Source organism: Micromonospora sp. NPDC049047 (assembly GCF_040649135.1).
GTDB lineage: Bacteria > Actinomycetota > Actinomycetes > Mycobacteriales > Micromonosporaceae > Micromonospora.
On sequence record NZ_JBEZEY010000019.1, the window covers coordinates 105557 to 129618 of the forward strand.

Consider the following 24062-nt stretch of genomic DNA (forward strand, 5'->3'; position numbering starts at 1 on the left):
TCAGCCCCTCACGCGTCGCGCAGCCGGTAGCCGACGCCGCGGACGGTCTCCACCAGGCGGGCGTCGCCGAGTTTGCCGCGCAGGGACCCGACGTGCACCTCGACGGTGTGCCGGTCGGCCCAGGTGGTGCCCCAGGCGTCGAGCAGGATCCGGTCGCGGGGCACCGCCACCCCGGGTTGGCGGGCCAGCGAGAGCAGCACGTCGAACTCCTTGCGGGTCAACGCGACGGCACGGGCGTCCACTGTCACCGTCCGCGCGGCCACGTCGATGTGCACCGAGCCGACCTGGATGACGTGCCGCTCCGGTGCGGCGTTCGCGGCCCGGCGCAGCACCGCCTCGATCCGGGCCTGCAACTCCACCATCGAGAAGGGCTTGACGACGTAGTCGTCCGCGCCGAGCCGCAGGCCCAGCACCCGGTCGCGTTCCTCACCTCGCGCGGTCACCGCGATGATGCCGAGCTGACTGCTGCGCCGGCGCAGCTCCCGGCACAGGTCGGTGCCGTCCCCGTCGGGCAGGGTCAGGTCGAGCAGCACCAGGTCGCACGGGGCGGCGGAGAGCGCGGCGGCGACGGTGGAGGCGTGCTCGACCTCGTAGCCCCGGCGGGTGAGGGCTGAGGAGAGCGCGGCGGCCACCCGGCGGTCGTCCTCCACCAGCAGGATCCGCACCCGTGCCCCCGTCCGTCGCAGCGCTGTTCTGCGAATGGTGGCAGAAGCGCGCGCCCGGCGGGAAGTCGCGTGTCGTGTCGGATCCGGCTACAGGCCGAACACGTCGTCGGCGGTGGCGTCCCGGACGCCGTCGGTGAAGCCGCGGAAGCCCGGGTCCTCGTGGCTGGCCGGCACACTGGTCACGGTGACCCCGCTGGCCTGCGTGACCGCGTCGACGAGGGGCGGGTAGTCGATCTCGGCGTCGGTGAAGGCGTCGTCGTCCGCCTCGGCCAGGTTGATCACGTGCTGTACGTCATCGGACGGCGTGTCCGGATCTTCGGCCCACTCGCCGCCAGCCCGGTAGCACTCGTCGTACAGCGCGCGCTGGCTGTCGGTCCAGTCGTCGTCGTAGCTCTGCATCGCCCATCCCTCCGCGGCCGTTGACCTGAGCATGCCCGGCCCGGGGTGGCGGGCGCGGCGGTACCGGCGAAAAGCGGCGGGCGCACCCGTAGGCTGCCGTGATGATCTACAAACTGCTGTCGAGCACGGAGTGGGACGACGCCCTCGTCGCAGGTGCGTTCCCCGGCTCCGCCGTGGACCGGCAGGACGGCTTCATCCACCTGTCCGGCGCCGACCAGGTGGTCGAGACGGCCCGCCGACACTTCGCCGGGGCGACCGGACTGACCCTGCTCAGCGTGGCCGAGGAGGGGCTGGGTGACGCGCTGCGGTGGGAGCCGTCGCGCGGCGGGCAGCTCTTTCCGCACCTGTACGGCCCGCTGCCGGTCGCGGCGGTCGTCGCGGCGCAGCCGTTGCCGGCGGACACTCCGGCCGCCGACGCGGTGGCCGACCTGCTGGGCTGAACCGGTCGCGCCCGGCCCGATCGGTGTCGGGCCGGGCGCGCGGGGCGGTACCTGCCGCTCAGCGGCAGAGGCGGGTGATCTCCTCCTGGAACCGGTCCATCGGGTTCGCCTCGGCCGGACCGAGCAGGTAGGTCTTCAGCTCCCGCCGGGCCTCGGTCATCGGGTCGTCGCCGGCCCGGGTCAGTGCCACGATCTTCTCCAGCTCGCCGCAGTCCTTGGAGAGCAGGTACGCGGCCCGCGCCGTCGGGTACTCCCGGCGGAAGTCGTCCTCCGACAGGCCGGACGGGTTGGCCACCACGTACGGCCGCTGGCTCTGCACGAAGTCGGAGACCACACTGGACACGTCGCTGATCAGCAGATCGGTCTGGTTGAAGCAGTCGAACAGCGCCGGCGTGCGGCCGGTGACCACCAGGTGAGCGGTGCCGTCCAGGGAGGACGCGTTGGGGTCACCACCGGCGGCCCGGATGGCCGCCACGATCCGGTCGTGGACCGCCCTGGCCGCTCGGGAGCGCGACCCGGTGAGCGGATGCGGCTTGTAGACAAGCCGCAGCCGGGGCGTCGTGGCGAGCAGCCCCTTGACGATCCGCTCGCCCATCAGCACCAGCGAGGTGTGGTAGGGGTCGTCGTCGAGCCAACCCTCCCAGGTGGGGGCGTAGAGCACTGTGAACGGCCGGTCCACCGACTCGGCGCCGAAGGTGTGCACCCCGGCGAGCTGCGGGCGGCCGATCTCGACGATGTCCGAGTCGAGGACCCCCACACCGGCGCGGGCGTAGCGTTCCCGGCCGGCCAGGCCGGCGACCCAGACCTCGTCGTACACCTTGCTGTACGGGTTGACGCTTGCCTGCTTGTCGCTGTCGCCGTGCCCCACGAAGACGTGCTTGGTGCCCGGCTCACGCAGCATGTGGATGTTCGCGCCGACGTTCGCGGCGTAGAGCGCCGCGCGGATGCCGCGCAGGTCGAGGTTCATGAAGTCGACCCCGGCCGGTACGCAGATCACCGGCAGCCGGGTGTCGGCCAACTCCAGGAACGCGTCCCGGCTGCGCAGCAGCACCACCGCGCGCTGCTGGAGCGCCTCGGTCGGGGCGAGCCACATGTTGGCCTGGTAGACGTCCTTGGCCGGCCCGGCGAAGTAGAGCGCCACCTCGGGCCGGTAACTGTCCAGCCAACGCTGCACGGCGGGCAGCAGCGGGCCCTCCCCCGTGCTCCGGCCCCGGCCGCGCAGCCAGGTGAGCGCGGTGATGGCGCCCACCACGCCGGTCGCCACGACCGCCACCGCGGCGGCGGCGAAGAACGGCGTCGCGTCGTGCTGCACCGCCGCGGCCACGGCGGCCGGCACCAGCAGCAGGTTGAGCAGGGGCATCCGGTCCCCGGCCACCGCCGCCACCCAGCCCGGCAGCTGGGGTGCGGAGCGCAGCTCACCCAGTTCGATGTTGCGCACCATGGCGGAGAGCGGATTACGGCGCTCGATCATGATGGAGAGTGCCCCGGCGAAGACCGACACGACCCACACCGCGGCCGGCAGCGCCAGCAGCAGGGTCAGTTCACCGCCGCTGAGCCGCACCTCGGCGACGACGAGCAACACGGCGGCGAGGTCCCGGGTCAGCTGTCGGTACGACCAGTGCAGGCCCACCTTCTCCAGCAGCAGCTGTGACGGGGGTGACCAGCGGGCGACGGCGAACTCGCCGATGATGGCGGCCAGCCCGGCGATGGCGAACAGGCCGATCCAGCCGAACACACCACCGACGAGCATGACCAGGTAGGCCAGAACCAGTAGCGCACTGTGGGCGGCCACTCCGAGGCGTCCTGTCAACGTGCCGAACAAACGAGTTCGCTCCCTACGAGATTTCGTTGCGGGCGGCGCCCGTGATGGGCCGACGTCACTCCCCCGTAGCGCAGCGGGTCAACCGCAGCCGGCTGCGCACGACTGCGACCTTAACGCGAAGGGACAGCTCGGTGTCGCTCGGGTATCCCGCACTATTTCGGTCAAAGTCGCGGGCCCGGCGCACCAGGCACCGCCGCGCGGCGCTGGGCGAGCGGTCAGCCGACCCGTCCGAAGCAGGTCATCGCGCCGGGCGCCTTGCGGGTGGCGAACTCCTGGTAGCCGAGCTGCGGCGCGGTGTCGCGGGCGTAGTGGTTGCCGTTGTAGACGCAGATGGTGCCGACGTTCAGGCGGTCCAGTGCCGGCGTCAGCTCGGCCGGCGACGGGCTGGTCGTGCCGTCGGCGAAATCGGCGAGCAACAGCCGGTCCTTGGCGAACTGGGAGGTGAGGTCGTACTCGACGAGGTAGAAGTCACGGGGCAGGACGACCCGGACCTCGCTGGTGACGACCGGCAACGTCCGCATGATCGTCTTCGGTGCGAGCAGCATGCCCTGCGGGCGGTCCAGGTCCGTGATCCAGAAGGAGATGGCCTGACGCTGCTGCGGAAGCTTCCAGGTGGGGCGCTCGTGCACCTCGACCCAGCTCTTCGCCGACCACATCGGGGTGGCGAACAGCGCGAACGAGGCGACAAGCAGCACCGCGATCCCACCGGCCGCCGCACGGTAGCGCGACGGTTTCGGCGTCGGCACGCGCACGGTGCTGAGCAGACCGATGAGCGTCGGCAGGGCGAGCAGCCACGGTACGCGCCAGAGCACCACCGAGATCCCACTCAACGCGCTCATCACCTCAAGCACGCCGGGCACGAACATCACGCTCAGCGCCAGCGTGGCACCGGCGGCGAGCAGCGCGGGCGTCCGCCGACGGGCGAGCAGTGGGCCACACCACAGCGCCAGTCCACTGATCACCCCCACCACCCCGAACAGCAGGGTCCGCCGGTAGGTGTACGCCGCGTCGAAGAAGGCGTCGTCCGCGCCGGCCGCTGTCATCCCGCCGAGCAGCAGGCGGGAGACCACAAGCGAGCCGATCGGGTACGCGAGGGCGGCGACGGCCGCGATGACGGCGTCCTTGCCGCGGCCGACGAGCAGCATGGCGAAGCCGGCGGCGGCGACGAGCATCGGCAGGATGATCGCCGCGGTGTTGGTGAGACCGATTGCGGTGATCGAGAGCGCGACGATGAGCAACAGGCTGCGCCGCGACCTGGTGTCGAACCATTCGGTGAGATAGAGCCACATCAGCGGGATGACCGCCGAGACGAACATGCCCTTGCCCTCGTGCAGCCGCAGGAGGTGGAACGTGCCGAGTGCGGCGTCCCCACCGGCGACGAGGTACAGGTACGCGAGCGCCACGGCGAAGGCGAGCACCGGACGGCGCGGAGCCCACCGGTGTGTCAACCGCCAGAGCGCCAGCGCCGCGATCACCGCCATGATCGGCAGCAGCACGTACCAGAGGGCCGAGCTGGCGTGAATGCCGACGACGTTGGCGAAGGCGCCGTCGAAGGCCTCGATCGACGGGATCGGCGGCTGCGAACCCATGGCCGGCAGCACGTTCTCGGAGAACAGGAAGTCGTTGATCGGGATCAGGTCCCGATCGGCGATCCAGACCGACTTGCCGACGTAGTAGACGTCGTCCGGGGTGTTACGGGCCATGAAGAACGAGGAGATGCCGACAAGCACCGAGACGATCAGCGCGTACGCCGACTGGGCCGCGGTGGGTGCCGGGGCGACGGTGCTGGACACCGGGCCGCGCAGCCAGACCTTGCGCACCAGCACCATCCCGCCGATCGCGGCGAGCAGGCCGGTCACCGCCGGAATCCACCACCACACGGTGATCCGCTCACCGGCGGTGACGGCGGCGGAGACGGCGGCCACCGTGGCGGCGACCAGCACCCCGATCAGCAACCGGCGGTCGACGGCGGGCCGTGGGCCGTCCGGCTCGGCCGGTGCCGGGTCGACCGGCACCGCCCGCTCGGTGCGGGCCGCGACGTCGACGAACCGGCGGCGGGCGCGCAGCAGGACCACGGCCGCGAGCACCACGCAGGCCACCAGCCAGATCTTGAAGGTCACCGACGGACGCAGGTCACCCAGGAAAGCCAGGTGGTAGATCACCGTGAAGAGCGCGAACGCGAGCACGGCACCGTCGGTGAGCACCGCCGGGGCGACGGCCACCAGCGCGCGCACCCGGGACATCGCCGCGGGCCGGCCGCCGGGACGGGATGCCGGTGCGGGCCGTGCCGGGTCCGGGTCGGCGGGCGCTACGGCGATGCTGTCGACGTTGGCCACGGTCGTCCTTACTCGTCAGGCGGATGAGGGGTTTCGGCACGCTGCCGACCGGGTTTCAGGGGGCAGCGTAGCGGAGTCGGACCGGGTGACCGGCGCAGCGGGCGACGGAGTGTCGGACGCTGGTCAACCCGATATCGGGGCGGCCCGGGGACGCGGTAGGGCGCTGTCGGCGCCGAGCCCGGTGGCCACGGACTCGACCAGGTTGTCGAGGTAGCTGTCGGTGAGCGGGAGCCGGGCGATGGCCAGCCGCCAGTAGAGCGGGCCCACGATGAGGTCGATCGCCGCGTCCGGGTCGGTGTCGGCGGGTAGCTCGCCGCGCTGCACCGCGCGGGTGACCAGGCGACCGCCGATCTCCTGCTGACGGGCGTGCAGCACCTGCCGCAGGGTCGCGTCGATGCTGGGGTTACGCGCCGCCTCGGCCAGCAGGTCCGGGATGATCTGCGAGGCCAGCGGGTGGCGCAGCGCGTGCGCCACCGCCTGGAACAGCAGGGCGAGGTCGCCGCGCAGGGTGCCGGTGTCCAGGGCCGGCAGCTTGCCGTGCGCCGCCGCGGCGACGATCTCCAGCACCAGGTCGAGCTTCGAGTTCCAGCGCCGGTAGATCGCCGTCTTGCTGACGCCGGCCCGGCGGGCCACCGCCTCGATGGAGAGCCGGCCGTAGCCGACGGCGGCGAGCTCCTGCGTCAGCGCGCGCCGGATCGCCGCGGTGATCTCGTCGCGCAGCACCGCCGCTCCGGCCGGGGCACGCCTCTTCTCGGTCGTCAACAATCACTCTTATCGCAGGTCACGGTGCCCAGAGTAGCGCAACGACGATACGGTTGCGTCCCGACGTGTTTCGGACTACTGTCCACGCAGCGACGAGGCGGCGCCCCGCGCACAGTTCCCACTAGGATTCCATCGTCGCGAGCCACCCGTCTGCACGAAAGATCGGAGCGCCATTTCCATGGCCACCACCGCGCTGGTCGACCCCGACACGGGCCTGACCCAGGCGCAGCTGGCCGCTCGGCACGGGCTACGGGTCGCCGGTGAGCGCCCCAGCGTCGTCGAGTACAGCCGCCGACTATGGGCCTACCGGCACTTCATCGCCGCGTACGCCAACGCCAAGCTGGTCGCCTCGTACAGCAACGCCAAGCTGGGCCAGCTCTGGCAGGTGCTCACCCCGCTCACCAACGCGGCGGTCTACTACCTGATCTTCGGGGTGGTGCTGGCACAGAACGACATGCCGAACTACATCGCCTACCTCACCACCGGGCTGTTCATCTTCAACTTCACCCAGAGCGCGGTCCTGGCCGGCACCCAGTCGATAAGCAGCAACCTCGGGCTGATCCGGGCGCTGCACTTCCCCCGGGCCAGCCTGCCGCTGTCCACCACGCTCACGCAGTTCCAGCAGCTGCTGGCCTCGATGGTGGTGCTGATCGGCATCGTGCTCGTCACCGGCGAGCCGATCACGCTGGAGTGGCTGCTGCTGGTGCCGGCCCTGCTCCTACAGGCGGTGTTCAACGCAGGTGTCGTGCTCGCGGTGGCCCGGTTGGGCAGCAAGTCGAGCGACCTGAAGCAGGTCATGCCGTTCATCCTGCGCACCTGGATGTACGGCTCCGGCGTCCTCTACAGCGTCAGCCTCTTCGAACGGCTGCCCGCCTGGGCGACGACGCTCGTGCAGTACAACCCGCTGCTCGTCTACATCGAGCTCGCGCGGTACACGCTGCTGGAGGAAGCACCACTGCTCAACGAGTCGCTGGCCCAGCTCTGGCTGGTCGGCGGCGGGTGGGCAGTGGTCGCCGGCGTCGGCGGTTTCCTCTACTTCTGGCGCGGCGAACAGGAGTACGGCCGTGGTTGAGCAGTTCGACGCGCCCATCGAGGCGACCGCGACGATGACGTCGACCCAGGAGCGCATCCCGACAGTGGTCGTGGACGACGCGCACATCATCTACCGGGTGCACCAGGGTGCCACCGGTGGCACCACCCCGGTGGCCGCGCTGCGCCGGCTGGTCAAGCGCACCCACGCGCCGAACATCCGGGAGGTGCACGCGGTCAAGGGTGTCTCGTTCACCGCGTACCGGGGCGAGGCGATCGGGCTGATCGGCAGCAACGGCTCCGGCAAGTCCACCATCCTGCGGGCCATCGCCGGCCTGCTGCCGGTCAACCGGGGGGCGATCCACACCCAGGGGCAACCGTCGCTGCTGGGCGTGAACGCCGCCCTGCTCAACGACCTCTCCGGCGAGCGCAACGTCACCCTCGGTTGCCTGGCGATGGGCATGCACCCGGACGACGTGGCCAACCAGGCCGCCGGGATCATCGAATTCTCCGGGATCAACGAGCGGGGCGACTTCGCCAGCCTGCCGATGCGGACGTACTCGTCCGGCATGGCGGCCCGGCTGCGGTTCTCCATCGCCGCCGCGAAGAAGCACGACGTGCTGCTCATCGACGAGGCGCTCGCCACCGGTGACAAGGGCTTCCGCAAGCGCAGCGAGCAGCGCGTACGGGAGTTGCGCGAGGGCGCGGGCACTGTGTTCCTCGTCAGCCACCAGCTCTCCTCGGTACGGGACACCTGCGAGCGGACGATCTGGCTGGAATCGGGCGTACTGCGGATGGACGGGCCCACCGACGAGGTCATTCGGGCCTACGAGGCGTACGCGAACAGCAAGTAGAGCGCCGGCGAACGTCCGGCATCGACACGGCGCCATGGACCGCGTCGCCCGCGTTGGGGCGGCGCGATCCGCGCGTTAAGGTTCATTCCGTCGCCGCTCGGGCGGAACCTTCCGTTAACGCATCCCTGAGAGTGAGGATCCGGCAATGACGCAGGACCAGACCACTGGCCCGGACGCCGCAACGGAGCACCCGACGCCGTGGCGGCCCTCGCGGACGGTGGCCGTGATCCTGGCCGGCGGCACCGGGACCCGGCTGGGCCTCGGCATCCCCAAGCAGCTGCTCAAGATCGCCGGCAAGCCGATCATCGAGCACACCCTGGCGGTCTTCGAGGCGGCACCGGAGATCGACGAGATCATCGTGCTGATGGCGACCGGCCACGTCGACGACGCCCGGCAGATCGTCGAGAAGGCCGGCCTGCGCAAGGTCACCAAGGTGATCGAGGGCGGTGACACCCGCAACGCCACCACCCGGATCGCGCTTGACGCGGTCGGCCCCCAGGACTGCAACATCCTCTTCCACGACGCGGTACGCCCACTGCTCAGCGGTCGGATCGTGCGGGAGTGCGTCAACGCGCTGTGGACCTACGACGCCGTGGACGTGGCCATCCCGTCCGCGGACACGATCATCCAGGTGGACGAGAACGACTGCATCACCGACATCCCGGTGCGGTCCCGGCTGCGCCGGGGGCAGACCCCGCAGGCGTTCCGCTCCCCCACCATCCGGGAGGCGTACCGGATCGCCGAGGGCGACCCGAACTTCGCCGCCACCGACGACTGCGGCGTGGTGCTGCGCTACCTGCCCGGCACCCCGATCAGGGTGATCGACGGCTCGGACGAGAACATCAAGGTCACCCACCCGGTCGACGTGCACCTGGCCGACAAGCTCTTCCAGCTCGCCGCGGCCCAGGCGCCCCGGCTGACCGACCACCGCAGCTACAGCGAGGAGCTGACCGGCCGCACCATCGTGGTGTTCGGCGGCAGCTACGGCATCGGCCACGAGCTGACCGAGCTGGCCCGGCGCTACGGCGCCCAGGTCTTCCCGTTCAGCCGTTCCAGCACCGGCACCCACGTCGAGCGTGCCGAGGACGTCGAGGCCGCGCTGACGACCGCGTTCGAGGCCACCGGCCGGATCGACCACGTGGTGGTCACCGCCGGCATCCTGGAGCGGGGCGAACTCGCCGAGATGGACGAGGAGACCATGGACCGGGTGCTCCAGGTCAACTTCGTCGGCCCGGTGACCATCGCCCGCCAGGCGCTGCCCTACCTGCAACAGACCAAGGGCCAGCTCCTGCTCTACACGTCCAGCTCCTACACCCGGGGGCGGGCCCGCTACGCCCTCTACTCGGCCACCAAGGCCGCCCTGGTCAACCTCACCCAGGCGCTCGCCGACGAGTGGGCCGACGTGGGCGTCCGGGTCAACTGCATCAACCCGGAGCGGACCGCCACGCCGATGCGCACGCGGGCCTTCGGCGAGGAGCCGGAGCACACCCTGCTCGCCGCCGAGGCCGTCGCCCAGTCGTCACTCGACGTGCTGATCTCCGACCTGACCGGTCAGGTCATCGACGTACGCCGGGCACCCGGGGACGGGCCCACGCCGAGCGTGCCGGCCCAGAGCGGGCCCAGTCAGGTCGCGGCGCCGGCCGGCGCGGCGTCGACGAGCTGACACCGACCGGCGGCGGAACCACGAACGGAGCAACATGCGCGGCGACCTGGTCCGAAAGCTGGCCGCCCGGTGCCTGAGCACCGGATTGGCCGTGCTGGCCTTTGTCGTGCTGGCACTCACCGGCGCCACCGGCTGGGGGCTGGCGCTGGCCGTCGCCGCGTTGGCCGCCGCGGCCGCCGAACAGCGGATCCGACCCACCGCCGACCTGGTCGCGGAGACGACGCTCATCGCCGCCGCGATCCTTGTCGGTTACTCCCGGCGTCTTGACGACGGGCTCAACCTCACGCTCGTCGCCACCGCCCTGGTCCTCCTGGGGTTGGTGCTGCTGGTGGGGCCTCTGCGTACCGCCGGCAACCTGGAGGTCCGCACGGCGAACCTGCCGGTCCGCGCCTGGACGCCGCTGCTCGCCGACCGGCTCGGCACCGCCCTGCTCGGGCTGCTCGCCGTGCTGGCGCTCGCTGCCGCCCTCACCCTGCCGGCCGGCGTGGCGTTGGCAGTGAGTCTGCTTGTCGGCGCGGGCACCGGGGTGGTCGCCCTGGACCTGGCCCGGCGGCGGTTCCGGCCGGGCGCCGGTGGCGGGCCGGTGGCTCGGGCGCTGCGCCGGCACCAGCCGGAGTTCCTGCTCTACTTCTCCGCGCCGCCCGGCTCGGAATACCAGGTCACCATGTGGCTGCCGTACCTGGAACGGATCGGCCGGCCGTTCCTGGTGGTGCTGCGCGAACCGGAGTTCCTGGCCCCGATCGCCGCCGCCACCGACGCGCCGGTGGTCTACTGCCCCACCCTGCGGGCGATGGACGAGGCGCTGGTGCCGAGCCTGCGTGTGGCGTTCTACGTCAACCACGGGGCGAAGAACAGCCACTGCATCCGCTTCACCCAGCTCACCCACGTCCAGCTGCACCATGGCGACAGCGACAAGGCGCCGAGCGCCAACCCGGTGTCCGGGATCTTCGACCGGATCTTCGTGGCCGGCCCGGCCGCGATCGACAGGTACGCCCGCGCCGGGGTGCAGATCCCGGCGGACAAGTTCGTGGTGGTCGGCCGCCCGCAGGTCGAGTCGATCCAGGTACGGTCCGAGCCGGAGCCGGGGATGGCGCACCCCACGGTGTTGTACACCCCGACGTGGACCGGGCATCACGCCGACGCCGACTACTGCTCGCTGCCGGTGGCCGAGGGGCTGCTGCGTCGGCTGCTGGAGCGCGGCGCGACGGTGATCCTGCGGGCGCACCCGTACACGACACAGAACCCGGCCTCGGCCCGCCAGTTGGGCCGGCTCACCGAACTGCTCGTCGCCGATCGGGCCCGCACCGGCCGCCAGCACGTCGTCGGTGCCGCGGCCCGCGAGCTGAGCCTGACCGAGTGCGTGAACCGGTCGGACGCGCTGGTCTCCGACGTGTCCGGGGTGATCTCGGACTACCTCTACTCCAGCAAGCCGTACGCGGTCACCGACATGGGCGACGAGGGTGACCGGTTCGCCGAACGGTTCCCGCTTGCCGCGTCGGGTTACGTGCTGCGCCGGGATCTGTCCAACCTGGACGACATGCTGACCGCGCTGCTGGACACCGATCCGCTGGCCGCGGAGCGCTGGGCCACCCGCCGACGCTACCTGGGTGACTTCCCCGCCGAGGCGTACGCCGACGCGTTCCTGACCGCCGCCCGCCGGGAACTGGCGGCAACACAGGACCCCGCCGCCGAGCGCGCCCGGCAGCTCTCCCCTCTGGCCTGACCCGGACTGTCGGCCCACCCGCCCCGGGACGCTCAGCGGTACGGGTCGAGCAGCGCCAACACGGCCGCTGGGTCCTCCACGTGAGCGTTGTGCCCGAGCCCGGGCAACGTGGCGACCGGTACGCCGTACTCCTTGAGTTGTTCGTCGGTGACCATCGGGTCGTGCTCGCCGCGCGCCAGCACCACCGGCACGTCGGTGGCCGCGAGCAGCGCGGCCAGGTCGGGCTCGCCGACGGCGAACGCGGTCGGGTCCATGGCCAGACGCCAGCGACCGTCGACCTGACGAAGGCCGGCGTCCACCACCGGATGGTCCGGCGGGAGCAGACCGGTCAGCCCGGAGACGCGCAGGTAGCGACGGGCCGCCTCGGTACGGCTGGCGAACCAGCTCACCGGGCGGGCGGCCAGCTCAGCGGCATGTTCCAGCTCGGCTGGTGACCAGAGCGCCTTGATGCCCAACCCGACCACCGCGTCCACCGGCATCCCGGCGTCGCGCGCGGCCAACGCGAGGCCGACCACGCCACCCAGCGAGTGCCCGAGCACGACGAGCCGGTCGTCGGGGGCGAGTGCCTGCGCGATCCGCTGGGCGAAGCCGGCGAAGGAGTACGACGGCAGCGGCGACGCCCAGCCGTGACCGGCGAGGTCCGGTGCCAGCCACCGACCGGGCCAGTGGTGGGCCAGATGCGGCGCCCAGGGCAACCACACGTCACCGGTCGCGCCCATCCCGTGCAACAGCAGCAGGACCGGCCCTCGACCGGCGTGACCACCCGATTCATCCACCACGGCCGCAGTCTCCCACGGTTCCCGGCCCGGTACGAGAGTCGTCGACGGGGCGTACCGCGGACCGCCGTGGAAGACGCAGCGGGCGCCGGCCCCTTGTGGGGGACGGCGCCCGCTGCGGTCCAGCGTGCCCGGGTCAGGCGGAGTAGCCCCGGCTGGCGATCCAGTTGGCCAGGTCGATGGTGGTGATCCAGTACGACGGGTCGGCAGCGTTGGCCGAGTCGGCGATGCGCACCGTACGGCCGTTGTCCTTGTAACCCACGACGGCGATGTAGTGCCCGCCGCCGTAGGAGTGCCAGCCGCCGTCGGTGTCGGTGGCGTCGCCGACGACGTTCGCGACAACGCCCCGGCCGTCGGTGATGGCCTTGACGACATCGGCCTGGAGGCGGTCCATCTGCGCCGGGCTGGGCGCGCCGGCGAACATCCGGGTCCGGTACGGGGAGCCCTTCACCTCGGCGTTGAGCACCCGGGTGGTGTCCTCGGCCGAGTTGGTGCCCATCTCGGTGGTGCCCAGCTCGGCGCCGAGTTCCTCCTGGGTACGGTCGATCCCGGCGGCGCTGAGCGCGTTACGGGTGGCCGCCGGACCGCAGTTGTAGTAGGTGTTCTGCGCCTGGTACTCGTAGTCGAGCACCTTGGTCGCGGGCGGCTTCGGCGGCGTCGGCTTACGGGTGAGGTCCGGGTTGCTCGTGGCCTTGGCGGCGGGCGCGGCGGCGCTGGTGGCCGGGGCGGCGCTTGTCGGCGCTGCGGTGGCCGACGGGGAGGCGTCGCGCACCTCGCCACGGGAGGCGGCGACGTCGCTGCGCAGCTCGGCGACTGTGGTCGCGGTGCGCTGGTCGGCCGGCGCGTCGTCGGCGGTGGTGAGCAGGGTGCCGGTGGTGCCGGCGATCACGAGGGCCGCGGCGGAGGCGGCGATGATCTGGTACGGGCGCTCGGTCGCGATGCGACGGAGCTGACGCTGCAGGGTGTGCTTCACGGGGTCCTCCACGGTCGGGGGGAGAGCGGCACACCGGGGGCCGGACCGGCATCCGGGCAGGCGCCAGCGCGCGGACTGTGGTCCGCGGATGGTGAACCGCTCAGGGGACGCCCGGCGGGGCCGGGCGGTTAGGCGATGACCCGGGGGTCAGCTCACCGTCGCTTGACGAATGAGCGGGGGCACCGCTGCGCCGTGGAGGCGAGGGAACAGCCGAGGGGTGGGGAGGTGCTGCACGAGAATGGAACTCCTTCCGACACCGCCTACCGGGTTAGCTGACGGATTCGGGCGGGAAGATCGCCCTACCGCGGGCCGATGCTCGCGGATTCACCCCGGACTTACTGATGGGTCCCCGGTTCGTTCATCACGATTGAGCGGGTCGGCGCGGCGTCGCGTCTTGCGATCGATTACCGCACCGGACGGGACGACACTACTGGCCCAACCACACGGTGCCAAGCCAGGCCCACCTGCGTAAACCCGAAACTGCACGGCAATTTCTGCGCGTATTGCCGATGACGTGACTCGATGGGACAAGCGGTTACGGCGACGCCTACGGGCCACAACCGGACAGGTCGCCGAGAGTGCGGCCAGAACGCCGTGAACAATCGAGCCGAACGTGCCGGACGCCCGATTCTGGAATCCCGTGAGCGGGCTCACATAACGGATCGGGCTCAACCCACACGGGCTGGGCGCCAGCGTGCCACGACGGCGGGACGCACCGCCCCGCGGACCAGCCGGCGCGCGGGCGCCCGACTCGGCCGCAGCCGGGCCGCTGCCGCTGCGGCCTCCTCGGCAAGGCTGCGCGCCGACTCGGCGGCCAACTCCGCAGCCCGCCACAGGGCCCGCTCCGCGTCGGCGGCGGCCTGGTAGTCGGCCCGTCTCTCCTCCCGGATCGACCGACTGAGCAGCGCTTCCTGCTCGACCGGGTGCCGCCGGGGGTCCCAGCCCCGCCGGTGTCCGAACACATCGCTGAGCTGGGCCATGCTCAGGTCGCCACGCCAGTACGCCGCCATCGCCGCGCGGTGCAGGTAGCGCTCCCGGGCGGCGTACTCAGCGGGGGTGCGGGGGGTGTCCGGGGTGGGTAGCGCCCCGCAACCCGCGAAGCGGCGGGCGGCCGTGTCCGCCTCGTCGTACCGCGTCCAGGCGCGTTCCACAGCTTCCTGACTGGTCAGCCAGGCATCGCGTCGCCGCTGGGCCGTCCTGGCCGCGCCAGCGGCGGCGACGGCGACCTCCTCGGCGTACCGGCGTCTGTCGAGGAGTTCGGCCGCGGCCACCTCGCGCGCCGTCGGTGCGGCCGGGGACGGGTCGTCGGTGGGCCGGTCCCGTTCGGGCCGGGCGACAAGCACGGCCAGCACGCCCAGCGCGAGCAGGAGCAGGGCCGACCAGATCGCAGCGGCCTGCGGCACCTCGGTTACGAACTGGTAGAAGACGGCGGTCTCCATGGTCGGCACCTCGCGGAGGAAACAGAGCGATGGGGAGCCCCGCCGGCCAGCGGGCCACGGCGGGCCACGGATCGGCGGGAAGGCGGAGCTGGTGGATCGACAGGGTGCGGCGACGGGGCGCCTGCCCCGGTGGCTCAGCGCCCGGGTGGACCCCGGGGTGTCCTACCGCTGGAGGCGTCGACGAGGGACCGCCGGTCGGGCCCGGCCAGGCGCACCGGCAGCGCGGCGGTCGCGGCGGCACCCAGACCCTCGGGGAGCGTCGGCTGCGCGTCGAGCGACCAGGCCGGGAGGGCCTCCTCGGCGGCACCCGCACCCGACACGACGCGCACGCTCGATGCGGCGCTCGGGTGCGACCCGGCGGTCACGCTCGACGTGACGCCGGGGTGCGACGTTGGCGCGGCGGCCGAGGCCGGACCGGCGCCGAGCGCCAGGGCCGCGACGACGGCGAGGCTGGTCAGCACCCGGGTCGTCAAGCGCGCCACCCACCACAGCGGACAGGTGAGCGCGACCGGAAGCACGTCACCACGCTACCGTCGTGCCGACAGTGGCGCATCGACCACGGGCGTGTCGACGCGCCGCCGCACCCGTTGACCAGGTCGGACGGCGTCAGCGGGTGTCCGCGTACGTTGATCGGCTGCCGGTCTGGTCGGGCCCGTCGGCCTCGGTCCGGGTCCCCGCGCCGTCGGTCTCGGCGGCGGTGCCGCTGGTCCGCGTCGCGGCGGTGCCGCTGGTCCGCGTCGCGACGGTGCCGCTGGTCCGGGTCGCGGCGGTGCCGCTGGTCCGCGTCGCGGCGGTGCGTTGTCCGGGGATGGACGCCGATCGGGCCGGACGGCGCGGTGCGAGCCGGCGCATCATCGGGGTTTCCACGTAGCGGTGCAGCAGCGCGGCGAGGAGCAGGGTCACCAGCAGGAAACCGAGCACCACGGCCGGGCCGCGCCAACCCGCGAAGCCGGTCCCCCAGTCGCCGGTGAAGCGCAGCACGCTCGTCATCACCAGCACGTGGACCAGGTAGAAGGCGAAGGAGACCTCGCCGAGCCAGACCAGCGGCCGGGACCGCCACGGCGACCGCCGGTCCCGCACGTCCGCGTCCGCGGCGGCGGTGATGACAAGCAGGTACGCGACAGCGAGCAACGTGGTCCACAACTCCGCGGGAATCCACTGCGCGGCGGCCGCCCAGACACCCACGAAGATGACGCTGGCCCAGGTCAGCCCGGGGCCACGCCAGAGACCCCGGCGCATCAACTCGGCCGCCACCGCGCCCAACCAGAACTCCAGCGACCGGGCCGGCGGGAAGATCTGGGTGAACCACCAGCGGCTCACCTCCGGCACCAGGTGCTGGGCCGGCCAGAGCGCGAGGATCAGCAGTGGCATCGCGACGACGAGCGCCCAGAGCAGCTTCGGCCGGGCCCGGCGCAGCAGCGGCAGCACCAGCGGCAGGCAGAGGTAGAAGAAGAACTCGCAGGAGAGCGACCAGCTCACCGTGTTGATGCTGTAGAACCAGCCCGGCCGGGGGTCCCAGGCCTGCAACAACAGCAGGTTCTCCAGCGCGGCGGCCGGCAGCACCGGGTCGGCGAACCACCAGGCGACAAGCAACGTCGCCCCCCACAGCACCAGGTGGTTGGGGTAGATCTTGGCAATTCGTCGCCGCCAGAAGGTACGCCGGGAGTCGCCGGCCCGGGCCGACCAGACCAGCACGAATCCGCTGAGGATGAAGAAGAACTGCACCCCGGACAGGCCGAGGCTGAACAACTTGTCGACCACCGCCTTGTAGTCCGGCTCGGCGATGATCCGCATGGTGCCCGCGTGGAACCCGAAGACCAGCAGCGCGGCGATCCACCGCAGCCCGGTGAGCGAGGGCAGCCGGGACGGAGCGGGGACGGGCCTGGCGGTTGACGTCGCGGCGGCGCTCGTCATGGGCGGATGCCGAGGCTTGGCAGGGTCACCAGCACGTTCGTATCCTCCTCGGCGCGGCGTGGACGGCACGACAGCGACGCCCGCGACGACCCGGCAGGGCCGCACCCGGGGCACCCTACCGGGTCACTCCCGGGTGAACCGGACGTGTCCCACCGGTTACCGGCCCGCCGCACCCGGGTCGGGGCCGGCGCCGACCGGTCGGCGTTAACCTTCCGCTGGGCGGGAGTTCAGCGACTCCACCATCGGCGGCCACGTGCGGTTCCGGGGCCGGCCACCCAGGTCGTCGAAGGTGGCGGCGTGGTCAATGAGCCGACGCACGCACCGCTGCTGAGCATCGTCGTGCCCGTGTACGGCGTCGAGGCGTACCTGTACCAGTGCCTCGAATCGATCCGGGCCGACATTCCGGCCGGCGAGTCGGACGCGGTCGAGTTGATCGCCGTCGACGACGCCTCACCGGACGGCTGCGGCGACATGCTCCGCGCGTACGCGGCCGGACACGACCGGGTCCGCGTCGTGCACCTGAGCAGCAACGTGGGTCTGGGCCTGGCCCGCAACGCCGGGCTCGACGTGGCCACCGGCCGGTACGTCTGGTTCATCGACAGCGACGACTGGGTGCCGCCGGGCACGATCCCGGCCGTGCTGGACCGGCTGCGCCAGCACCAGCCCGACGTGCTGATGCTCGACCACCTGCGGGTGCACGAGGACGGCCGGCGGGAGGTCGACGCGAGCAGTCACCTGCTGCACGGAATCGCCGGCGTGACCCGCCTGGGCGACCAGCCGCAACTGCTGCGGGTGCAGCACACCGCCTGGAACAAGGTGGTCCGCCGGGACTTCCTGGACCAGTTGGAGCTGCGGTTCTTCCCCGGCTGGTACGAGGACATCCCGTTCAGCCATCCGCTGCTGATCGGCGCGGAGAAGATCTCTGTGCTGAACCGGGTCTGCTACCTCTACCGGCAGGGTCGGCACGGCGCGATCACCTCCACCCGCAGTGGCCGGCACTTCGACGCGTTCGCCCAGTACGAGCGCCTGTTGGACTGGGTCGCCCGCCGGCACCCGGACGAGCGGTTGCAGGCCGAACTGTTCCAACTGATGATCAGCCACTACCTGGTGGTGGTGGGCAACGACGACCGGCTGCACCCGCACCTGCGGCGGGACTTCTTCCACCGGGCCGCCGAGCACTACCGCCGGTACCTGCCTGCCGGTGGCTATCCGCTGCCCGCCGGGGTGACCGGGCTCAAGCACCGCCTGGTCGGGCGGGGTGACTGGCTGGCGTACTCGGCGCTGCGTCAGGCGCACCGGGTCGCGGGTCGCCTGCGCCGCGGTGCCCCGCGGGGGGCCGTCGGCGTCGCGGTCGGTCCGGTGAGCGCCGACGAGGACCCGGGTCGAGGGGCGGACGTCGCGGCGATTCGGGGCAGCGGGATCGCGGCGGAGCGGCGGGACGCACTGGCCGGGGGCCGGCTGCCGTGAGCACCGCAGGCCAGGCCGGGAGTCGACTCGACTCCCGGTACACGTGTTTTCCAGGTCGTCCGCCCGCCGGGTGGACGACGACAGCAGCACCACCGCACGCGGGTGCGGGCATACCGGAACAGAGGTCGGAATGACGGCGACAATCAAGATCGGACCACACCTGGTCGGTGCCGGGGAGCGACCGTTCGTGGTGGCCGAGATGTCCGGCAACCACAACGGTGACCTGAACCGGGCGCTGTCCATCGTCGACGCGGTGGCCGCGAGCGGGGCGCACGCGCTGAAGCTCCAGACGTACCGGCCGGACACGATCACGATCGACGTCGACACACCGGCGTTCCGGATCTCCAGCGGGCACGAGTTGTGGGGTGGGGAGAACCTGTACCGCCTCTACGAGCGGGCGCACACCCCGTACGAGTGGCACGCACCGATCTTCGAGCGGGCCCGCGAGCGTGGCCTGACCGTCTTCTCGTCACCGTTCGACGCGACAGCTGTGGAGTTGCTGGAGTCGCTTGACGCGCCCGCGTACAAGATCGCTTCTTCGGAGCTTGTCGACCTGCCGCTGATCCGGTTCGTGGCCAGCACCGGCAAGCCGATGGTGATCTCCACGGGGATGGCGACGGTCGCCGAGATCGACGCCGCGGTGCGCACCGCCCGGGCCGGCGGCGCTGCGGGCATCGTCCTGCTGGCCTGCACCGCGTCCTACCCGGCACCACCGGCCGACAGCAACCTGCGTCGGCTGCCGGTGCTGGCTGGCGCGTTCGACGTGCCGGTCGGGCTCTCCGACCACACGCCCGGCATCGGGGTGGCGGTCGCCTCGGTGGCGCTCGGTGCCTGTTTCATCGAGAAGCACGTCACCCTGGACCGGGCCGACGGTGGCGTGGACTCGGACTTCTCGCTGAACCCGGCGGAGCTGACGGCGCTGGTCGCCGAGTCCGGTCGGGCGTACGAGGCGTTGGGTGGCACCGCGATCGGCCCGACCCCGGCGGAGCGGGAAGGGCTGCGGTTCCGCCGTTCGCTGTTCGTGGTCGAGGACGTGCGCGCCGGTGACCCGGTGACCAGCCACAATGTCCGGTCGATCCGACCGGCCGGCGGGCTGGCACCCGTGGAGATCGACCGGGCGCTGGGGCGCACCTTCGCCACCGACGTCCCGCGCGGCACCCCGCTGAGCTGGGACCTGATCTGACGGTGCGGCTGGCGGGAACTTCCCCTACTGGATCCCGTTGGCAATCTTTCCGGTCGTCACCCAGAGAGCATCGACCAAGCGCAGATCAACGGAACGGATGATGACCCGCTGCCCGGCGGCGTGGTCGATCAGATCCGCTACCAGGCGGTCGGCGTGCTGGCGGGCGGCGTGGTCGGGAAATGCCCACTCAGGTATCCAGAGAGGGTCATCGGGGGCCCCTCCCAAAGCCTCGTCGAGGCGATCGAGGGCATCGGTGGCTACTACCTGACTGAACTGGTAGAGACGATCATCCGGAAGGTCGCCGCCGGTGCGCTCGGCAATAACCCGGAAATGCCAGACCGCCTCCACGGCAGCGAGTCTCGCGAAGCCCTCCAGGGGCCCGTCGTACCAGTCGAGAACGATGGCCCGGTCGACCACCACCTCCGCCACAGGCATGGCCGCCAACTGCTGCGCAGCATTCATCGTGTCCGTCCGAAGAGTTGATTGAGCCTTTCCCAAGCTGATCATGCAGCTCATCGCGTGCACGGCAGGCCCGATGATCGATGGGTTGGCTCGCGGCCCGAGACCTCGGTTGCCCCGCCGGTCGCGCCGGGGCAGACCCCGGTTACCCGGCCGATGGAACCCAAGAAAACTCCTCCATTGAGCCAGACTCGCCGCCTGCCCGCAACCACCATTCGTCGAAGGCACCAGCACCCCCCAGGCGAATACCCAGATGCCACAACGGATCTACGAACAACGTGTTACCACCGCTGAAGCAGAATTCAGCAGCACAGATGGATTCCAGGCCTGGGTCATGATCGGAGTCTAAAGCAAAACGAACCTTCACCAGTCGAAGGTTGGCGCCTGAGTTGTCCATGAAGAGCGACCCAACCGCGCCTACCGAAAAGTTTTCCTCCTCACCCTGGAGAGCCTCCGGAACATCGATGGAGGCAACAATCCTCAGAGTCAGAAAGCCACCTCTTTCGGCCGAGTCCAGGAGCAGAAGTCGATCTCCGAAGACTAGGTAGACCTGCTGGGCAAGCGGAACGAAATGCCCGATGCCGTCGACCTGGTCCAGGAAACCAGGAATGTGCACGTCCTCCAAGGACGATCCGGCGAGACTGGACAACAACTTTTCCGTTGCCGCTATCAAACGCGCCTCCGCAGGAATCATGGCAACATCTCGATATGAAGGTCCATACGTTCCCCACTCTTCAACAACGTCCAGAACTCTCCATCCGTTTTGGTCACCAGCGTTAGGCCCTCGCCCCTAAAAATGTGGGCATCCTCCGCGGCGAGGGGGAGCCGCCCCAAACCCTCCAGCTTAAACCGGTCAGACTTCACCATCTCGTCCAAATCAGTGAGGAATTCACGCCCGAGGCCACCGGCTCGCTCCTCGACCTTCACCTTCGGGTATGTCTTGTCAAGAACCTTAGCCAACAGCGCCCGATGATTCAGGTAGTGTCGCCTGAAATTCTTCCCCGGCGTAATCGCCGGATAGGGGATCAACCCGAGCGGATCCACTTCGAAGGTCGGGTTGAGAACATATAGGTGAGGATTCGAGCCCGCCTCAAGCCCGAATGGGTCCGACGAGGCGTAGCGGGCGGTGTTGGGGTCGTAGTAACGGTGGTAGTTGTGCGAGGCGCCGGTCTCCGGATCGTGGATCTGGCCCGGAAAGCGAAGCGGGCAGTCCGCGCCCACGGTGCTGACGTGGGTCGGGATGCCCCAGATGGTGGTGCGCTGCTGCCAGACAACGCCTCCAGTTGGGTCGACCAACTCGGTGGGGGCGCCGACCAGGTCGGTCACGATCGCGTAGAAGCGGCGGTCCATCTCGTCCTGGTCGGCGCGGCCGTCGGTCTGGCTGATCGGGGTGAACGTGCCGGGGGCGTACTCCCAGGTGCTGGTCGTGGCGCCGTCGTCGCCGCGACGGGTCTGCTCGATCAGGCGCGGGCCGTCCCAGGCGAAGTCGACCTGCTCGACCACGCCACCGTCGGCGTCGAGGCGCTGCTTGGCGGTCCGGCGGCCGAGGGCGTCGTAGCGGTAGCTCCACCGGGTGCCGTCCGGGGTGGTGACGGCGATCAGCCGGTCCTCGCTGTCCCAGGTGTAGCGCCAGGTCGACGGCTTGGTCGAGCGCTCCTTGCGCTGCCGCAGCGTGACCCGGCCAGCGGCGTCATGTTCGTAGCGCACGTTGCCAGCGCGGAGGATCAGTGTGCCGGTGTACTCCCGCTCACCCCGAGCGGCGCCGTCATCATCCGAGCGGGGCCACGCGGCGCTTGTCACGTTGCCGGCTTCGTCGTAGGCGTACCGCTCGGTCCAGTCGCCGGCGCGCACGGCGGTGATCCGGCCGGCGCGGTCCAACTCCAGCCGGCGCTCGCCGGTGAGCTGGTCGGCGACGTCGGTCAGGTAACCGTCGGCGCGATACCGGTAGGCCCGGTGGGCGACCAGGTCCGGCACACCTCCGTCGGCAGCAGGGGTCGCGGTGAGGATCTGGGCGAGCAGTCGGTGGTTGGCGTCCCAGCTCTGGGTCAGGGCGAGGCTGCCGACCGCACGCCGGGTCTCCCGACCGGCCGCGTCGTGGGTGAAGCTGACCGTCGCGCCGCCGGTGTGCAGCGCCACGGGCCGGTGCCCGGCGTCGTACTCCCAGACGCTGTCGACCCCCGCCGGGGTACGCCGCTGGGCCCGTCGGCCGAGCAGGTCGTAGGACGAGGAGACCACCTGACCGTCGCGGGTCTCGGCCAGCACCCGACCGAGTGGATCGCGGTCGAAGCGGAGGTCGACCTCGGGTGTGGTGGCGTGCAGCAGCCGGCCGGCCGGGTCGTACCCGTAGGTGGTGACGCCCTCGGCGGTGCGCTTCTCCACGACGTTGCCCAGCACGTCGCGGACCAGCTCGATGCTCTGCCCGGCGCCGTTGGTGCGGGCGACGACCTGGCCGGCGGCGTCGTACGTGTAGGTCTGTGTCCGGCCGTTGAAGTCAATTTCGGTGACCAGCCGCCCGGCCGGGTCGAAGTCGTAGCGCCAGACGAGTCCCTGCGGGTTGGTGACCGTGGTCAGCCGCAACTCGGTGTCGTAGGCGAAGGCCAGTCGTGCGCCGTCGGGTCCGGTGAGTGCCACTGGCAGGTCGAAGTGGCCAATGTCGAACTCGGTGGTCGCCCCGGTCTGGTCGGTGTGGGTGACCAGGTTGCCTTCCGGGTCGTAGGTCCATTCCTCGCTCGCCCCGTCCGGGCTCCGCCGCCAGGCGAGCCGACCCTCGACGGTCCAGCCGAGACGAGTGGTGCCACCGACCGGGTCGACCACCTCGGTGATCCGACCCGCCCGATCGCGCCGGTAGGTCGTCACCGCGCCGGTGGCCTCGGTGAGCTGGGTGATCAGCCCGGCTGCGTCGGTGGTCACCAGCGAAGCGTTGCCGAGCGCGTCGATCACCTCGGTGAGTCGCCCCGCCTGGTCGTACCGGTGGTGGGTGGTGGCGCCGGTCGGGTCGGTGACCATTGTCAGGTTGCCGCGTTCGTCGTACTCGCGCCGCCAGACGGCACCGTCGGCACCGGTCACGACGACCGGCTGGTGCAGCTCGTTGTAGATGGCGGTCGCCCGGCTGCCGTCCGGACGGACGAACTCGACCAGGTTGCCGTCGTCATCGTAGGACCAACGAGTCGTCCGCCCGAGAGCATCGGTCTCGGTCAGCTTGCGATCGAACCGGTCCCAGACGGTTGTGGTGACGTTGCCCAGCGGGTCGGTGACCTGTTCGGCCTGCCGCAGGTCGTTGAGCTGGTAGACGGTGGCGTGGCCGAGGGAGTCGACGACCGTGGTGACGCGGGCGTCGGTGTCGTAGCGCAGCAGGCCGGTCAGGTAGCCGCCGGTGCCGGTGGTGGCGACGCAGCGGCCGTTCTCGTCGTAGGTGTAGCGGTACTCGGTGCCGTTGCGGTCCACCCACTGGGTGACCCGCCCGTCGATGTCGTAGTCGAACCGCAGCGGCAACCCCGACGAGTTGACGACAGCGGTGAGGTCACCGGCCTCGTCGTAGCCGAAACGAACCAACTCGGTGTCGGTGTCGTCGTCCCCGGCGAGGTCGAACCCGACGATCCGGTTCTCCTCGGTACGCACCCGGACCCGGTAGCCACCGGAGTGCACCACCTCGACCGGCGCACCGCTGTCGTCGTGGCGCACATCAACCCGGTGACCGTTACGGTCGGTCACCTCGACAAGCGGAAGCTGACCCGCCACGCTGCCCGGCACCGGCCCGAAGTGCCACGTCCAGCCCCGCACCGCATCGGTGACCAGGTAGGTGCCGGCCGCCGGATCCTGCGCCAACGGCCAGCGCGGCCCCTCGGTCGGCAACCGGTCGGGACGACCGTCCGCCCCGGTCGGGTAGATCAACGTCATGCCGTCGGCGGTCGCCAGGTAGACCCCGGTCTCGTCGACCTCGATGCGCTGATCCAGCGTGGAGGCCCAGGACCGGCCGAACCAGCTCCCCAACCGGTACGACGACAGGTGCGTGCGCGACAGCAGCAGCGGCAACTCCACGTCGGTCTGGGTGAGGACCATGTCGCCGCAGGCGACGTCGATCGGATCCAGCCGAGCCAACCGCTTGATCGCCTCGATCCCGTTGGCCCGCGGGTTCGCCAACCCCGCACGCGCCACCGA

20 protein-coding genes and 1 riboswitch are annotated in these 24062 nt (G+C 71.0%); of the genes, 7 read left to right on the forward strand and 13 right to left on the reverse strand.

Annotated elements, in window-relative coordinates:
- Nucleotides 1-8: 8 nt before the first annotated feature.
- Together AB0B86_RS25455 and AB0B86_RS25460 are read right to left on the reverse strand one after the other, a co-directional pair.
- Nucleotides 9-665 (reverse strand): response regulator transcription factor, encoded by a 657-nt coding sequence (locus AB0B86_RS25455; protein WP_357404207.1) that lies wholly within the window; start codon nucleotides 663-665, stop codon nucleotides 9-11.
- An 87-nt stretch (nucleotides 666-752) separates the two neighbouring features.
- The gene (locus tag AB0B86_RS25460; RefSeq protein WP_357404209.1) at nucleotides 753-1064 is read right to left on the reverse strand and encodes a hypothetical protein; all 312 of its coding nucleotides are present in this window, start codon (nucleotides 1062-1064) and stop codon (nucleotides 753-755) included.
- Between the two features lie 101 nt (nucleotides 1065-1165).
- Here AB0B86_RS25460 and AB0B86_RS25465 point away from each other — a divergent pair, with 101 nt between their 5' ends.
- Nucleotides 1166-1504 (forward strand): DUF952 domain-containing protein, encoded by a 339-nt coding sequence (locus tag AB0B86_RS25465; RefSeq protein ID WP_357404211.1) that lies wholly within the window; start codon nucleotides 1166-1168, stop codon nucleotides 1502-1504.
- Nucleotides 1505-1562: 58 nt separating this feature from the next.
- On the opposite strand, the gene AB0B86_RS25470 is transcribed toward AB0B86_RS25465, so the two are convergent.
- From AB0B86_RS25470 to AB0B86_RS25480, 3 genes are all read right to left on the reverse strand, one after another.
- A complete protein-coding gene (locus tag AB0B86_RS25470; protein ID WP_357404213.1) occupies nucleotides 1563-3326 on the reverse strand; it encodes a CDP-glycerol glycerophosphotransferase family protein in 1764 nt (587 codons plus the stop codon).
- Nucleotides 3327-3541: 215 nt separating this feature from the next.
- Nucleotides 3542-5662, reverse strand: a complete 2121-nt coding sequence (locus AB0B86_RS25475; RefSeq protein ID WP_357419922.1) for a DUF6077 domain-containing protein — start codon at nucleotides 5660-5662, stop codon at nucleotides 3542-3544.
- Nucleotides 5663-5785: 123 nt separating this feature from the next.
- Nucleotides 5786-6424, reverse strand: coding sequence for a TetR/AcrR family transcriptional regulator (locus AB0B86_RS25480; RefSeq protein WP_357404217.1), 639 nt, complete (start codon nucleotides 6422-6424; stop codon nucleotides 5786-5788).
- Nucleotides 6425-6602: 178 nt separating this feature from the next.
- Between AB0B86_RS25480 and AB0B86_RS25485 the strand changes: the two genes are divergently transcribed.
- The 4 genes from AB0B86_RS25485 to AB0B86_RS25500 all read left to right on the forward strand — a co-directional run bounded on the left by AB0B86_RS25485 (nucleotide 6603) and on the right by AB0B86_RS25500 (nucleotide 11693).
- Entirely contained in the window at nucleotides 6603-7496 is an 894-nt protein-coding gene (locus tag AB0B86_RS25485; RefSeq protein ID WP_357404219.1) for an ABC transporter permease, read from the forward strand.
- A 34-nt stretch (nucleotides 7497-7530) separates the two neighbouring features.
- Nucleotides 7531-8307: an ABC transporter ATP-binding protein gene (locus tag AB0B86_RS25490; protein ID WP_357404526.1), complete on the forward strand. Its 777-nt coding sequence runs from the start codon at nucleotides 7531-7533 to the stop codon at nucleotides 8305-8307.
- A 145-nt stretch (nucleotides 8308-8452) separates the two neighbouring features.
- Nucleotides 8453-9970, forward strand: coding sequence for a bifunctional cytidylyltransferase/SDR family oxidoreductase (locus AB0B86_RS25495; RefSeq protein WP_357404221.1), 1518 nt, complete (start codon nucleotides 8453-8455; stop codon nucleotides 9968-9970).
- A gap of 34 nt (nucleotides 9971-10004) precedes the next feature.
- Nucleotides 10005-11693, forward strand: coding sequence for a CDP-glycerol glycerophosphotransferase family protein (locus AB0B86_RS25500; RefSeq protein ID WP_357419923.1), 1689 nt, complete (start codon nucleotides 10005-10007; stop codon nucleotides 11691-11693).
- A 32-nt stretch (nucleotides 11694-11725) separates the two neighbouring features.
- Here the strand turns inward: AB0B86_RS25500 and AB0B86_RS25505 are convergent, their stop codons facing one another.
- From AB0B86_RS25505 to AB0B86_RS25525, 5 genes are all read right to left on the reverse strand, one after another.
- Entirely contained in the window at nucleotides 11726-12472 is a 747-nt protein-coding gene (locus AB0B86_RS25505; RefSeq protein ID WP_357404225.1) for an alpha/beta fold hydrolase, read from the reverse strand.
- Between the two features lie 133 nt (nucleotides 12473-12605).
- Nucleotides 12606-13454, reverse strand: a complete 849-nt coding sequence (locus AB0B86_RS25510) for a C39 family peptidase (protein ID WP_357404227.1) — start codon at nucleotides 13452-13454, stop codon at nucleotides 12606-12608.
- A gap of 230 nt (nucleotides 13455-13684) precedes the next feature.
- A riboswitch (cyclic di-AMP (ydaO/yuaA leader) is annotated at nucleotides 13685-13826 on the reverse strand.
- A gap of 284 nt (nucleotides 13827-14110) precedes the next feature.
- Nucleotides 14111-14881: a hypothetical protein gene (locus AB0B86_RS25515; RefSeq protein WP_357404229.1), complete on the reverse strand. Its 771-nt coding sequence runs from the start codon at nucleotides 14879-14881 to the stop codon at nucleotides 14111-14113.
- A gap of 134 nt (nucleotides 14882-15015) precedes the next feature.
- Nucleotides 15016-15399 carry a hypothetical protein gene (locus AB0B86_RS25520; protein ID WP_357404231.1) on the reverse strand — a complete coding sequence of 128 codons (384 nt, stop codon included), beginning with the start codon at nucleotides 15397-15399 and terminating at the stop codon, nucleotides 15016-15018.
- An 88-nt stretch (nucleotides 15400-15487) separates the two neighbouring features.
- Nucleotides 15488-16795 carry an acyltransferase gene (locus tag AB0B86_RS25525; RefSeq protein ID WP_357404233.1) on the reverse strand — a complete coding sequence of 436 codons (1308 nt, stop codon included), beginning with the start codon at nucleotides 16793-16795 and terminating at the stop codon, nucleotides 15488-15490.
- Nucleotides 16796-17092: 297 nt separating this feature from the next.
- On the opposite strand from AB0B86_RS25525, the gene AB0B86_RS25530 reads away from it, so the two are divergent.
- Nucleotides 17093-18262, forward strand: coding sequence for a glycosyltransferase (locus tag AB0B86_RS25530; protein ID WP_357404234.1), 1170 nt, complete (start codon nucleotides 17093-17095; stop codon nucleotides 18260-18262).
- A gap of 130 nt (nucleotides 18263-18392) precedes the next feature.
- Nucleotides 18393-19445, forward strand: coding sequence for a pseudaminic acid synthase (pseI, locus tag AB0B86_RS25535; RefSeq protein WP_357419924.1), 1053 nt, complete (start codon nucleotides 18393-18395; stop codon nucleotides 19443-19445).
- A 24-nt stretch (nucleotides 19446-19469) separates the two neighbouring features.
- Here the strand turns inward: pseI and AB0B86_RS25540 are convergent, their stop codons facing one another.
- The 3 genes from AB0B86_RS25540 to AB0B86_RS25550 form a co-directional block, all read right to left on the reverse strand.
- A complete protein-coding gene (locus tag AB0B86_RS25540) occupies nucleotides 19470-19907 on the reverse strand; it encodes a hypothetical protein (protein ID WP_357419925.1) in 438 nt (145 codons plus the stop codon).
- A gap of 142 nt (nucleotides 19908-20049) precedes the next feature.
- A complete protein-coding gene (locus AB0B86_RS25545) occupies nucleotides 20050-20598 on the reverse strand; it encodes a hypothetical protein (protein WP_357419926.1) in 549 nt (182 codons plus the stop codon).
- Nucleotides 20595-24062, reverse strand: a 3468-nt coding sequence (locus AB0B86_RS25550) for an RHS repeat-associated core domain-containing protein (RefSeq protein ID WP_357419927.1), incomplete at its 5' end; no start/stop codon positions are given. The genes AB0B86_RS25545 and AB0B86_RS25550, both read right to left, overlap by 4 nt.